Raw genomic sequence first — 13,204 nt, 5'->3', positions numbered from 1 at the left:
AATGTCACGAGGCTGTCACACAAGCTTTCTAGAGTGCCGGCAGACCCTGGCTCAGGGTTTGTCTCTACTTCAAAGGAAGTCCTCATGAAAACGACTAATCAATTTGCAGCCTTCGGCTTCGTGGCCGCGGCCTTCGCCAGCATTCCCGTGTATGCACAAAACGTGACCGGTGCCGGCGCCAGCTTCCCCGCACCGCTGTATGCCAAATGGGCCGGTGATTTCAACAAGGCCACGGGCACGCAAGTCAACTACCAGTCTGTCGGCTCGGGCGCCGGCATCAAGCAGATCGAAGCCAAGACCGTCGACTTCGGCGCTTCGGACATGCCACTCACCGACGATGAACTCAAGGCCAAGGGCCTGATGCAGTTCCCGACCGTCATCGGCGGCGTCATTCCCGTGGTCAACATTGCCGGCGTCAAGCCCGGCGACCTCAAGCTCAACGGCACCGTGCTGGCCGACATCTACCTCGGCAAGATCACGAAGTGGAACGACCCGGCGATCAAGGCCCTGAACGGCTCGCTCGCGCTGCCTGACGCAGCCATCGCCCCCGTGCGCCGCGCCGACGGCTCGGGCACCAGCTTCCTGTTCACCAACTATTTGAGCAAGGTCAACGCCGATTGGAAGAGCAAGGTCGGCGAAGGCACGGCCGTCAATTGGCCGGTGGGCACGGGCGGCAAGGGCAACGAAGGCGTTGCCCAGTTCGTGAAGCAACTGCCCAACTCGATCGGCTACGTCGAATACGCCTACGTGAAGCAGAACAAGATGGTGTACGCGCAGATGCAGAACGCGGCCGGCACCATCGTCTCGCCCGACGACAACGCCTTCAAGGCGGCAGCCGCCAACGCCGACTGGAACAAGACCTTCTACCAGGTGCTGACCAACCAGAACGGCAAGGACGCCTGGCCGATCACGGGCGCCACCTTCATCCTGATGCAGAAGGTGCAGGACAAGCCGGCCAACGCGACCTCGGTGCTGAAGTTCTTCGACTGGGCCTACAAGAGCGGCGACAAGACGGCCGACGACCTCGACTACGTGCCGATGCCTGACGCTGTGAAGACCGCCATCACCAAGGCTTGGGGCGACATCAAGGACACCTCGGGCAAGCCTGTCTCGCCTGCGTTGGTCAAGTAATTCTCGAACGCCGAACGCGCGCCACTTCATCAGTAACGGAGCGATCCTTGTCATCCACTTTTCCCGCCAACGGCGCGGCGTTCGACCAAGCGGCCGACCAAGCGGCCGAGCAAGCGGCGCTGAGCCCACCGCCGGTCAAGCGCCCGCGATCGGGCGCGTTCACCGACCGGCTGTTTGCCTGGGCCGCGAAAGGCTCCGCGCTGTTGACGCTCGCGCTCCTGATCGGCATCCTGCTGTCGCTCTTCGTCGGTGCCTGGCCTGCCATTTCAAAGTACGGCCTCGGCTTCCTCAGCAGCACAGTGTGGGACCCCGTGCAAGACGAGTACGGCGGCCTGGTGATGATCTACGGCACGCTGGCGACCTCGCTGATCGCGCTGGTCATCGCGGTGCCGGTGAGCTTCGGCATCGCGCTGTTCCTGACGGAACTGTCGCCCTCGTGGCTGAAGCGCCCGCTCGGCACGGCCATCGAACTGCTCGCGGCCGTGCCTTCCATCGTCTACGGCATGTGGGGCCTGCTGGTATTCGGCCCGATCCTCAGTGCGTTTGTGCAGCAACCGCTGCAGAAGCTGCTGGCCGGCGTGCCTTACCTCGGCGCGCTGGTGTCCGGCCCGCCGGTGGGCATTGGCATCCTGTCGGCCGGCATCATTCTCGCGATCATGATCATTCCGTTCATCGCCTCGGTGATGCGCGACGTGTTCGAGGTGACGCCGCCGCTGCTCAAGGAATCGGCCTACGGGCTCGGCTCGACCACGTGGGAGGTCGTTTCCAAGGTGGTGCTGCCCTACACCAAGGCCGGCGTCATCGGCGGCATCATGCTCGGCCTGGGTCGTGCGCTCGGCGAGACGATGGCCGTCACCTTCGTGATCGGCAACACCAACCAGCTCAACTCGCTGTCGGTGTTCGAGGCTGCGAACAGCATCACCTCGGCGCTTGCCAACGAGTTCGCCGAAGCCGGCGCCGGCATGCACCAGGCGGCGTTGATGTACCTGGGCCTGGTGCTGTTCTTCATCACCTTCGTGGTGTTGACACTGTCGAAGCTGCTGCTGCAACGCATGCAGAAGAGCGAAGGGAAGAATGCATGACAACCGCGGAGAAACTGCTTGCCATCAAGGACCTCCATGAAACGCGCTCGGCGAGGTTTGCAAGCCGCAAGCGCGTGAACCAGATTGCACTGACGCTATCGCTGGCCGCAATGGCCTTCGGTGTGTTCTGGCTGGTATGGATCCTCTGGGAGACGCTGCGCCAGGGTGTCGGCGGTCTCGCGCTGGCCACCTTCACCGAAATGACGCCGCCACCGAACGAGGCGGGTGGCATTGCCAACGCGATCTTCGGTTCGCTGGTGATGGTGGCAATGGCTACTTTCGTCGGCACGCCCATCGGCATCATGGCCGGCATCTACCTCGCGGAGTACAACCCCAAGGGCTGGCTCTCGAACCTGATCCGCTTCGTCAACGACATCCTGCTGTCGGCGCCGTCGATCGTGATCGGCCTGTTCGTCTACGCGCTAGTGGTGGCGTACTTCAAGAACTTCTCGGGCCTGGCGGGTGCATTGGCGCTGGCGCTGATCGTGATCCCGGTGGTGATCCGCACGACCGAGAACATGCTGCAGCTGGTGCCGCCGGGACTGCGCGAGGCGGCCTACGCGCTCGGCACGCCGAAGTGGAAGGTCATCATCAGCATCACGTTGCGCGCCGCGCGTGCCGGCGTGGTCACCGGCGTGCTGCTGGCCGTGGCGCGAATCGCGGGCGAGACCGCGCCGCTGTTGTTCACCGCACTCAACAACCAGTTCTGGACGGCCGACATCACCCAGCCGATGGCCAGCCTGCCGGTGACCATCTTCAAGTTCGCCATGAGCCCGTACGAGAACTGGCAAGAGCTGGCCTGGGCCGGCGTGTTCCTCATCACGATTGCCGTGCTCGGCCTCAACATCCTCGCGCGAGTCCTGACGCGCAACAAGCTTTGAAAGAAAACATGTCCGCCATACTCGCGCAACCCGCGCGCTCCAAGATTTCGGTCAAGGACCTGAACTTCTACTACGGCAAGTTCCACGCGCTCAAGGGCATCAACCTCGAGATTCCGGAGAACAAGGTCACGGCCTTCATCGGCCCGTCGGGCTGCGGCAAGTCGACCTTGCTGCGCACCTTCAACCGCATGTTCGAGCTGTACCCGGAGCAGCGCGCCGAAGGCACCATCGCGCTCGACGGCGAGAACCTTCTCACGTCGAAGCAGGACGTGGCTCTGATCCGCGCCAAGGTCGGCATGGTGTTCCAGAAGCCGACGCCGTTCCCGATGTCGATCTACGACAACATCGCCTTCGGTGTGAAGCTGTTCGAGAACCTCAGCGCCAGCGACATGGACGACCGCGTCGAATGGGCGCTCAAGAAGGCCGCGCTCTGGACCGAGGTGCGCGACAAGCTGCAGCAAAGCGGCTCGGGCCTTTCCGGCGGCCAGCAGCAGCGCCTGTGTATCGCACGCGGCATCGCGATCAAGCCCGAGGTGCTGCTGCTCGACGAGCCATGCTCCGCGCTGGACCCGATCTCGACGGCAAAGATCGAAGAGCTGATCGCGGAACTCAAGAGCGAGTACACCGTGGTCATCGTGACCCACAACATGCAGCAGGCCGCACGCTGCAGCGACTACACGGCCTACATGTACCTCGGCGACCTGATCGAGTTCGGTGCGACGGAGCAGATGTTCTTCAAGCCGCAGCGCAAGGAAACCGAAGACTACATCACCGGCCGTTTCGGCTGAGGAGACATCACATGACCGAAAAACATCTCTCGAGCCAGTTCGACAGCGAGCTCAACGGCGTTTCGTCGCGCGTGATGGAGCTGGGCGGCATGGTCGAGTCGCAAATCCACAAGGCCGTGTATGCGCTCTCGCAATTCGACGCCGATGCGGCCGATCGCGTGATGGAGACCGAGCATCGCGTCAACACGATGGAAATGGAGATCGACCGCGACCTGTCGTCCATCATCGCGCGGCGCCAGCCGACCGCGCGCGACCTGCGCCTGCTGATCGCGATCTCGAAGACCACGGCCAACCTCGAGCGCGTCGGCGACGAAGCGAACAAGATCGCACGCATGGTCAAGTCGATCATCGAAAGCGGTTCGGCCCGCACGCTGCCATCCAGCGAGATCCGCATCGCCGCCGACCTGGCCTCGGGCCTGTTGCGCAAGGCACTCGATGCCTTCGCGCGGCTCGACACCGCGGCGGCCGTGTCGATCCTGAAGGAAGACGACGAGATCGACAAGGAGTTCGACGGTTTCGTGCGCAAGCTGGTCACCTACATGATGGAAGACCCCCGCACCATTTCCGCAAGCCTGGATCTGCTCTTCCTGGCCAAGGCCATCGAGCGCATCGGCGACCATTCGAAGAACATCGCCGAGTTCATCATCTACGTCGTCAAGGGCGCCGATGTGCGGCACACTTCGATGGAAGAAATCGAGTCTGCACTGCAGTAACGCCTGACCGAATGAAGAAACCCAGAGTCCTCATCGTCGAAGATGAATCATCGATCGCCGAGCTGATCGCCGTGAACCTGCGCCACAACGGCTTCGACCCCATCTGGGCCGAAGACGGCGTCTCTGCGCAGCGCGAGATCGATGCCGGCTTGCCCGACCTGATCCTGCTCGACTGGATGCTGCCCGGCCAGAGCGGCTTGGTGCTGGCGCGCCAATGGCGCAAGGATCCGCGCACCAAGGCGGTTCCGATCCTCATGCTGACCGCACGCGGCGACGAGCCCGACAAGGTGGCGGGCCTCGACGCCGGGGCCGACGACTACATCACCAAGCCGTTTTCCACGCAGGAAATGCTCGCGCGCATCCGGGCCGTGCTGCGCCGACGCGCGCCTGAGATGGTGGCCGAGCGCGTCGAGATCGGCGATCTGGTGCTCGACACGTCGACGCACCGCGTGACCTGGCAAACGCAGTCGCTCAAGGTCGGCCCGACCGAGTTCAAGCTGCTGGCTTACCTGATGCGGCATGCCGAGCGCGTTCACAGCCGCTCGCAACTGCTCGACAAGGTATGGGGCGACCACGTCTACATCGAGGAACGCACGGTCGACGTGCACGTCAAGCGTCTGCGCGAATCGCTCGGCGCGGCGGCGTCCATGGTCGAAACCGTGCGCGGCGCCGGCTATCGCCTGACCGCTCAGATCACCGCCTGATCGCATCCTGAGTGCGCAGGCTTCCCACGCCTCCCGAGGCGCGGATAATTTCCCGCCATGCCCTTCCGAATTGCTACGTTTTTGATAGCGTCCTGTATGGGGGCTGCTTGCGCTGCGGGCCTTTTCAGCTTGCAGCATGCGTGGGCGGGCGCATGGCTCGGAGCCTTGCTCTGGCTGGTGCTCGACGCATGGCGCGCGGGCCGGCTGCTGCGCGTGCTGCGTACCGATGTGGCCAACCTGCCATCGCGCGGATCGGGCGTATGGGGTGAGTTGTCGGAGCGCATCCGCAAGTTGCTGCGCGAGCGGGAAAAGCAGACGCAGCAAGCCGAAGACCGCTTGCAGGAGTTCCTCGCCGCCATCCAGGCGTCGCCCAACGGCGTGGTGTTGATCGATGAGCAGGGCCGCATCGAATGGTGCAACCAGACGGCGGCGGCGCAGTTCGGCATCGACACCGAGCGGGACCTGCTGCAGCACCTGGCCAACCTCGTGCGCGACCCGGCCTTCGTGGCCTACCTTGCGTCGTGGAACTACAGCAGGCAGGTGCTGATCGATGCGCCGGCGCGCTCGAGCATGCCCGGCCATCCCGTGCGACTGTCGGTGCAGGTCCATCCATACGCCGGCAATCGCCGCATGCTGCTCACGCGCGACGTCACGGCGCTGGAACAGGCTGAAACCATGCGGCGCGATTTCGTCGCCAACGTCTCGCACGAGATCCGGACACCGCTCACCGTGCTGGCCGGCTTTGTGGAGACGCTGCAGAACCTCCCGCTGGACGCCCAGGAGCGCGCGCGCTACCTGCGACTGATGGGCCAGCAGTCGCAACGCATGGAAATGCTCGTCAACGACCTGCTGACACTGTCGCGCCTCGAAGGCAGCGCCGCACCGCCGTCGAACCAGTGGACACGCGTGCGCGCGCTGCTGGCGCAGTGCGAGGACGAGGGTCGCGGACTCTCGGGCAGGCTGGCGCCGCAGGGCCACGCGCTGAGCTTCGCGATCGAGGCCGATTCGGAAATCGCCGGCGCATCGACCGAGCTGCAGAGCGCCATGTCGAACCTGCTGAGCAATGCGATCCGCTACACGCCCGGCAGCGGCGAGATCGCAGTGACGTGGAAGCTGCTGCCGGACGGCCGTGGCGAATACGCCGTGCGCGACAGTGGGCCGGGCATTGCGGCCGAGCACATCCCTCGGCTCACCGAGCGCTTCTATCGCATCGACCGCAGCCGCTCGCGCGAGACCGGCGGCACGGGCCTCGGGCTGGCTATCGTCAAGCACATCGCGCAGCGCCACGGAGCCGAGCTGCGCATCGAGAGCACGCCAGGCCAAGGCTCGCGCTTTGCGCTGCTGTTCCCTGTCACGCGGGTTCGGGTCGCGCGCGCCGTGGCGGCTTGATCGTGCGCCACAGCAGGGCGCCGAACAGCAGGGCGGTGAGCCACAGCGCCGCCGTGCTCATCAGCCAGTACGCGAGCGGCGATTGCATGGCCGCCCACGGACCCAGCCCGCGATAGGCCAGCAGGTAGCTGCCGCCCAGTCCCACGCCCCACAGCAGCGCGCAGTAGATGACGAGCGGGGCCACGGTGACGCGATAGCAGCGCAGCACGTAGACGCACATGGTCTGCACCACATCTGCGCCGTGGTACGCCGCCGCGGCGCACAACAGCAGCGCCGCGAGCGCCGAGACTTCCGCATCGGCCGAAAAAATACCGGACAAGGGGCCACTCAACAGCGCCATCAGCCCACCCATCAACAACGCCATGCCGATTGCCAACGCGAAGCCTTCGCGGCACGCGCGACGCGCCCTCTGCGGCTCGCCCGCACCCAGCCAAAAACTCACGCGCGCACTGGTCGCGATGGAGAGCGACATCGGCATCATGTAGGCCACGCCCGTGAGGTTCGATGCGACCTGGTGCGCTGCGGCGGCGACCGTGCCCAACCGCGCGATGAACAGCGCCATCAGCGTGTACGACGTGATCTCCACCAGCACGGCGAGACCAGCGGGTCCGCCAAGCCGCAGGAAATGGGCCAACTGGCGCCAGTCCGGCGGCTCGATGCGCTGCCAGAAGCTGTAGCGGCGATAGAGGCCGGCATGCCGCAGCAGCCACAGCGCGCACGCCAGCATGCTCCAGTTCACGATCAGCGTGGCCCAGCCGCAGCCGACCAGGCCAAGCGCCGGCAGCCCCGCGCCGCCGAAGCAAAGCCACACCGACAGCGGCACCTTCAACACCAGCGAAGCGAACTGCAGCCAGGAGACCAGTTGCGGTTTGCCAAGGCTCTGGTTCAGCGTGCCGAACAGACGGAACAACAAGGCCGGCGGCAAGCCGAATGCCAGCACCGACAGGTACTGGCCCACGTCGTGCTGCATTGCATCCGGTACACCCGTCCAGCGCATCAGCGCGCCCGGATGCAGCATGATCGCCATTCCCAGCACGATCGCCAGGCCGCAGAGATAGAGCGATTGCCGCACCGAGCGGCCGACCTCCGCCGTGCGCTGTGCACCATGCAGTTCGGCCCACACCGGCAGCAGCGCCTGCAGCACGCCCATGAGCGACACATACACGCTGATGAAGATGGCCGAGCCGACGGAAAGGGCCGCCAATGCGCCTTCGGCATAGCGGCCTGCGACGATGGTGTCGCAGACGCTGAAGGCCATCACGGCCAGTTGCCCGACCAGCACCGTGCCGGCGTGGTGCGCGATCACTCGCCATTCGCCGACCCGCGCGGCCGCGGTCACGGCGCGATGCGCTGGTACAGCAGCAGGTCGTCCGTGTCACTGGACGGGCGGCGCAGCGTGCCGTCGAATCGCCACTGGTTCAGGTCGATGAGGCTCTGCAGGCGGCCGATCACCTCCGGATTGACCAGCAGCCAGCGGCAGTCGTTCGTCCCCGTGAGCGGCCGCAATTCAAAATGGCCATGGTGCAGCAGCGCCGCCAATTGCGGGCGCTGGAGGCCGAGCTCCGACAAGCACGGCGTGTTGCCGACCCGTTGCGAGATCATCTGCACCTGCGGCGCATAGCTGCGCGCGTAGTCGAGCACGGGCAGCCAGAGCGTCATCACCAGCATCCAGCACAGTGCGGTGCCGCCGGCCGGCAGCACCAGCGTCTTCCACAGCGCAGCCTGATGGCGCCCGGTGCGCCAGCGCACCAGCCAGAACCAGGCCACCGTGGCGGCCAGCGCGAACACGAAGGCGGTGGCGGAAAAGCTTGGGACGAATCCTGGCGCGAGCCGGGCCACGTTGGCGGCCGGCTTGGGCGGAATCCCGGTCTGCAGCGAGATCCAGTAGAGCCAGATGAAGATTGCGCACGTGGTGAACGTGAGCAGCGTCAGCCAATCGAGCAGCGCCGCCACGCTGCGACGGAAAGTCGGCAGCGCAAACGCCGCCAGCGTTGCAAACGCGGGCAGGGAGAGCAGCAGCGAACGGTCCGAGAAGTCGGTGGTGAGCGTGGCTGCCAGCGGTACCAGCACAAACCACAAGGGCAGGATCACGTGACGGGCATTGAGTTGCCGGCGCCAGCGCCACAGCGTCCAGCCCGCCAGCGGCCACGCCGGCCACGGAAACCACAACAGCAGCTTGACCTGGCTGCGCAGGTCCTTGCTCAGCGATGAGCTCGCCGAGGTGCCCGGCAACACGATGTGCCAGCGAATCAGCCCGTACGAAGTTGCAAGACTACCTGCCAGCACACCCACGACGATGATCGCCAGCAGCGCATACAGCGGGTAGGCATTGCCCTCGGCCTGCGGATCGCGTTCATCGCCCGATCGGCTTTGCTTGCGATCCCACAGAAGGAACAACGCGCAGCCAGCGCAGAGGATGAGTGCCAGCGTCGGTGCGCCGCTGAGCGTCATGCCGACCGCGCCCAGCACCAGCGCCGCCAGCGCACCAATCGGGCGGTACGGCAAGGCGGCAATGCCGTAGAACAGGCTGGCCGTGAAGAACAGCTGCGCCAGCGCAGGCGTGGTTTCGTGGCCAAGTTGCAGCAGCCCCAGGGTCGCCATCAGCGCCAGCAGGGCGCCATCGGCGATGGCACGGGCGTAGTCCGCGGGCTGGGCCTCGCCGCCGAAGGCAAATGCCACGGGCTGCGCTCGCGGCGTTCGCGCGAGGAAGTAGACGGCGTACCAGGTCGCGGTGAACGTGCCCCAGAGCAGTAACGCGAACACGAAGCGCACCGCAAGGTCGGGATTGATCCACGCGGGCGCCAGCTTGATCGCCCAGGCACCGATCCAGTAAGGCAGCAGTGCGGGCGATTCCGGCCGCAGGCCGAACAGAAGCGGATCGAACCAGCGCGCCGCGCCTTCGGTGCTGCGAGCCAGTTCGGCCATGTAGCCGAACGCGGCGACGTCCGCGTTCTTCCACGGTCCACGGCCGACCAGCCCTGGCATCAGGTAGGCGGCGCAAAGCAAGATCAGCGCGACACGCGGCAAGCGGCGCACTGCGGCCTGGGCAACGATGGCGGGCGTCGGCTGGCTCAACGGACGGGCGTGAAAGGGGGCGTCTGAGTCGAAAAAAAAGGCAGCGCGGTAAACCGGGCTGCCTGGACCTGGAACGGCAAGCTTACTTGGAAGCAGCGCCGGTGGTCTTGCCGAAGCGGTTGCGGAACTTCTCGACGCGGCCACCCATGTTGTCGACCGACTTCTGCGTGCCGGTGTAGAACGGGTGCGATTCGCTGGTGGTGTCCAGCTTGAACAACGGGAGTTCGCGGCCGTCATCGGTCGTGCCCGTTTCCTTGGTGTTCGCACACGAACGGGTCACGAACTTGAAGCCGTTCGACATGTCGACGAACAGAACTTCGCGGTAATTGGGGTGGATGCCTGCTTTCATGGTCTTTCCTTTGGGGGTCGATGCGAGAGCCACGCCGAGCGAATACCCGGCCGCACTTTTCGCGGAGCCTACGATTATCGCATACTGATGCATTTCCGGGCAAATCGTCACTTCATGACTTCCAGAACCTTGCGCGCCGGCCTCGTCGGCTACGGATTTGCGGGCCAGACCTTTCATGCACCGGTGCTTTCCGCCGTGCCCGGAATGGCGCTGGGCGCCATCATGACCTCGCAGGCCGCCAAGGCGCAGGCCGAGTGGCCCGGCGCCTCCATCGTGCCGGACATGGCGGCATTGCTGGCGCTGCCCGACATCGACCTGATCGTCGTCGCGACGCCCAACGAGGCGCATTTCCCGGTGGCCAGGGCCGCACTGGAGGCCGGCAAGCACGTGGTGGTGGACAAGCCGTTCACGCTGAACGCGGCCCAGGCGCGCGAGTTGGCGGCGCTGGCCCGGCAACAGGGGCGGGTGCTCGCGGTCTACCAGAACCGGCGTTTCGACGCCGATTTCCTGACGCTGCAGGACGTCATCGCCAGCGGCAGGCTGGGCCGCCTGGTGTATTTCGAATCGCATTTCGACCGTTTTCGTCCGCACGTACGGGCGCGATGGCGCGAGCAGGACGTGCCCGGCGCCGGCGTCTGGGTCGACCTTGGCGCTCATTTGGTCGACCAGGCCGTGCGGCTGTTCGGCAAGCCCGACACGCTCCAGCTCGACATCGCTGCGCTGCGCGACGGCGCCAGGGTCAACGACCATTTCCACGCAATGCTGCGCTACGAAACCGGTCCGCACGCTCCGCTGCGCGTGGTGCTGCACGCGAGTACGCTGGCCGCGCATGCCGCGCCGCGCTACATCCTGCATGGCAACCGAGGCAGCTATGTGAAGTACGGCGTCGACGTGCAGGAAGATGCGCTGAAGGCGGGAGAGCGCCCTGGCGGCGAGGGCTGGGGTGTCGATCCCCAGGTCGGTGAACTCAAGGTGGTCGCGGTCGACGACTGGGTGCAGACCATCGAATGGCCCAATCGCCGTGGCAACTACGTCGACTACTACGCGGCCGTACGGGACGCGATCCTCGGCGCCGGCCCGAATCCGGTGCCGCCGGAGCAGGCCGTGGCGCTGATGGAACTGCTCGACCTCGGCACCCTCAGTGCCGCAGAAGGCCGCGCGCTGGCGCCATGAAAAATGCCCGTCAGGTGACGGGCATCAATTCGAAGGGTGTCATCGGGCGGGCTTGCCGGGCGGTTCGGTGCCGCCCCCGCGGTGCCAGGCGACACGTACCCTGGGGTGCAGCGCTCGTTATCCGCCGCGGCGCATCATGTCGAAGAACTCGACATTGGTCTTGGTCGCCTTCATGTTCTTGAGCATCAGTTCCATCGACTCGATCTCGTCCATGTTGTACATGAGCTGGCGCAGGATGCGGGTCTTCTGCAGGATCTCGGGTGCGAGCAAGAGTTCTTCGCGGCGCGTGCCGCTGCGGTTGAGCTGGATCGATGGGAACACGCGCTTTTCGTACAGGCGGCGGTCGAGGTGGATTTCGGAGTTGCCGGTGCCCTTGAACTCTTCAAAGATCACTTCGTCCATCCGGCTGCCGGTGTCGACCAGCGCGGTGCCGATGATGGTCAGCGAGCCGCCTTCTTCCACGTTGCGCGCGGCGCCCAGGAAGCGCTTGGGGCGCTGCAGCGCGTTGGAGTCCACACCGCCGGTCAGCACCTTGCCCGAAGAGGGCACGACGTTGTTGTAGGCGCGGGCCAGGCGGGTGATCGAGTCCAGCAGGATCACCACGTCCTTCTTGAGTTCGACAAGGCGCTTGGCGCGCTCGATCACCATTTCGGCGACGTGCACGTGGCGCGCAGCGGGCTCGTCGAAGGTCGAAGCGATCACTTCGCCCTTCACCGTTCGCTGCATTTCGGTCACTTCCTCGGGCCGCTCATCCACCAGCAGCACCATCATGTGCACGTCGGGGTAGTTGGCGCTGATCGCGTGGGCGATGTGTTGCATCATCACCGTCTTGCCGCTCTTGGGCGGCGCCACGAGCAGGGCGCGCTGGCCCTTGCCGATGGGCGCGATGATGTCGATGATGCGGCCCGTGATGTTCTCGTCGCTCTTGATGCCGTCGCGCTCGAGCTTCATCTGCTCCTTGGGGAACAGCGGCGTCAGGTTCTCGAACATCACCTTGTGCTTGTTCTGCTCGGGCACGCCGTCGTTCACCTTGTCGAGCTTGGTCAGCGCAAAGTAGCGCTCGCCGTCCTTCGGCGTGCGGACTTCACCTTCGACCATGTCGCCGGTGTGCAGGTTGAAGCGGCGCACCTGGCTCGGGCTGATGTAGATGTCGTCGGTGCTGGCCGTAAAGCTGGTGTCGGGGCTGCGCAGGAAGCCGAAGCCGTCGGGCAGGATCTCGAGCACGCCATCGGCGAACACCTGTTCGCCGGCCTTCGCGCGCTTCTTGATGATGGCGAACATCAGCTCCTGCTTGCGCATGCGGCCGGTGTTTTCGATCTCAAGCGCTTCGGCCTGCTTGAGGACTTCAGACACGTGGAGTGCCTTGAGTTCGTTTAAGTGCATTGAATGACCCCTCTTCGGGGTGAGCGACTGAAAAACGGGGGGAGGTTTGAAATGTGAGGCGAGAGGTGCCTCACAAACCGGGGAACTCGAACCGGGGCGCTTGTGGCGTGCCGGTGATCTGCTGCGGATTATGCAGCAAATCTGGAGGGCGGCGCGTTGCGCGCCGCCCTCCGCGTGCAATCAGGCGAGTTGCTGGTCGATGAACGCCGTCAGTTGGGCCTTGCTCATTGCGCCGACCTTGGTCGCGGCGAGTTGGCCGTCCTTGAACAGCATGAGCGTTGGAATGCCGCGGATGCCGAACTTGGCAGGAATGTCGCGGTTTTCGTCGACGTTCATCTTGGCAACCTGGAGCTTGCCTTCATATGTGCTCGAGACTTCGTCGAGGATCGGCGCGATCATCTTGCACGGGCCGCACCATTCGGCCCAATAGTCCACCAGCACGGGCTTGCCGGCTTGCAGCACGTCGGCTTCGAATGAGGAATCGGAGATGTGTTTGATGAGATCGCTTGCCATGTTTTGTCCTTTGGATGCGGTGA

Annotated in this window: 13 protein-coding genes; 8 read left to right on the top strand and 5 right to left on the bottom strand. The window is 65.0% G+C overall.

What is annotated here, in order from left to right; translation table 11 throughout:
* The first annotated feature begins 84 nt into the window (after nt 1-84).
* The 7 genes from pstS to phoR are packed head-to-tail and all read left to right on the top strand — an operon-like array spanning nt 85 to nt 6,688.
* A complete protein-coding gene (pstS, locus tag WKW80_RS05580; RefSeq protein WP_340362551.1) occupies nt 85-1,131 on the top strand; it encodes a phosphate ABC transporter substrate-binding protein PstS in 1,047 nt (348 codons plus the stop codon).
* Nucleotides 1,132-1,178: 47 nt separating this feature from the next.
* The gene (gene pstC, locus WKW80_RS05575; protein ID WP_422822850.1) at nt 1,179-2,213 is read left to right on the top strand and encodes a phosphate ABC transporter permease subunit PstC; all 1,035 of its coding nucleotides are present in this window, start codon (nt 1,179-1,181) and stop codon (nt 2,211-2,213) included.
* Complete coding sequence (gene pstA, locus WKW80_RS05570; protein ID WP_340362550.1) at nt 2,210-3,094, top strand: phosphate ABC transporter permease PstA; 885 nt, start codon at nt 2,210-2,212, stop codon at nt 3,092-3,094. The genes pstC and pstA overlap by 4 nt, the downstream gene beginning before the upstream one ends.
* An 8-nt stretch (nt 3,095-3,102) precedes the next feature.
* Nucleotides 3,103-3,882: a phosphate ABC transporter ATP-binding protein PstB gene (pstB, locus tag WKW80_RS05565; RefSeq protein WP_340362549.1), complete on the top strand. Its 780-nt coding sequence runs from the start codon at nt 3,103-3,105 to the stop codon at nt 3,880-3,882.
* 11 nt (nt 3,883-3,893) lie between these two features.
* Complete coding sequence (gene phoU, locus WKW80_RS05560) at nt 3,894-4,595, top strand: phosphate signaling complex protein PhoU (protein ID WP_340362548.1); 702 nt, start codon at nt 3,894-3,896, stop codon at nt 4,593-4,595.
* 11 nt (nt 4,596-4,606) lie between these two features.
* The gene (gene phoB / locus WKW80_RS05555) at nt 4,607-5,299 is read left to right on the top strand and encodes a phosphate regulon transcriptional regulator PhoB (RefSeq protein ID WP_340362547.1); all 693 of its coding nucleotides are present in this window, start codon (nt 4,607-4,609) and stop codon (nt 5,297-5,299) included.
* Nucleotides 5,300-5,356: 57 nt separating this feature from the next.
* Nucleotides 5,357-6,688: a phosphate regulon sensor histidine kinase PhoR gene (gene phoR / locus WKW80_RS05550; protein WP_340362546.1), complete on the top strand. Its 1,332-nt coding sequence runs from the start codon at nt 5,357-5,359 to the stop codon at nt 6,686-6,688.
* Here the strand turns inward: phoR and WKW80_RS05545 are convergent.
* From WKW80_RS05545 to WKW80_RS05535, 3 genes are all read right to left on the bottom strand, one after another.
* A complete protein-coding gene (locus tag WKW80_RS05545) occupies nt 6,651-7,946 on the bottom strand; it encodes an MATE family efflux transporter (RefSeq protein WP_422822860.1) in 1,296 nt (431 codons plus the stop codon). The two genes, phoR and WKW80_RS05545, sit on opposite strands and share 38 nt — an antisense overlap.
* A gap of 77 nt (nt 7,947-8,023) precedes the next feature.
* Nucleotides 8,024-9,763: a hypothetical protein gene (locus WKW80_RS05540; RefSeq protein ID WP_340362544.1), complete on the bottom strand. Its 1,740-nt coding sequence runs from the start codon at nt 9,761-9,763 to the stop codon at nt 8,024-8,026.
* An 82-nt stretch (nt 9,764-9,845) separates the two neighbouring features.
* A complete protein-coding gene (locus WKW80_RS05535; protein WP_340338136.1) occupies nt 9,846-10,112 on the bottom strand; it encodes a type B 50S ribosomal protein L31 in 267 nt (88 codons plus the stop codon).
* A 114-nt stretch (nt 10,113-10,226) separates the two neighbouring features.
* On the opposite strand from WKW80_RS05535, the gene WKW80_RS05530 reads away from it, so the two are divergent.
* Nucleotides 10,227-11,285, top strand: coding sequence for an oxidoreductase (locus WKW80_RS05530; RefSeq protein ID WP_340362543.1), 1,059 nt, complete (start codon nt 10,227-10,229; stop codon nt 11,283-11,285).
* Nucleotides 11,286-11,402: 117 nt separating this feature from the next.
* Here the strand turns inward: WKW80_RS05530 and rho are convergent, their stop codons facing one another.
* Together rho and trxA are read right to left on the bottom strand one after the other, a co-directional pair.
* Entirely contained in the window at nt 11,403-12,668 is a 1,266-nt protein-coding gene (rho, locus tag WKW80_RS05525; RefSeq protein ID WP_340338134.1) for a transcription termination factor Rho, read from the bottom strand.
* Between the two features lie 180 nt (nt 12,669-12,848).
* Nucleotides 12,849-13,181: a thioredoxin TrxA gene (gene trxA, locus WKW80_RS05520; RefSeq protein ID WP_213959260.1), complete on the bottom strand. Its 333-nt coding sequence runs from the start codon at nt 13,179-13,181 to the stop codon at nt 12,849-12,851.
* Nucleotides 13,182-13,204 lie beyond the last annotated feature (23 nt).

Origin of the sequence: Variovorax humicola, assembly GCF_037889915.1 — a bacterium.
GTDB lineage: Bacteria > Pseudomonadota > Gammaproteobacteria > Burkholderiales > Burkholderiaceae_C > Variovorax > Variovorax humicola.
The sequence above is the reverse complement of the archived record's forward strand: the minus strand, read 5'-3'. Positions and strand labels throughout refer to the sequence as shown.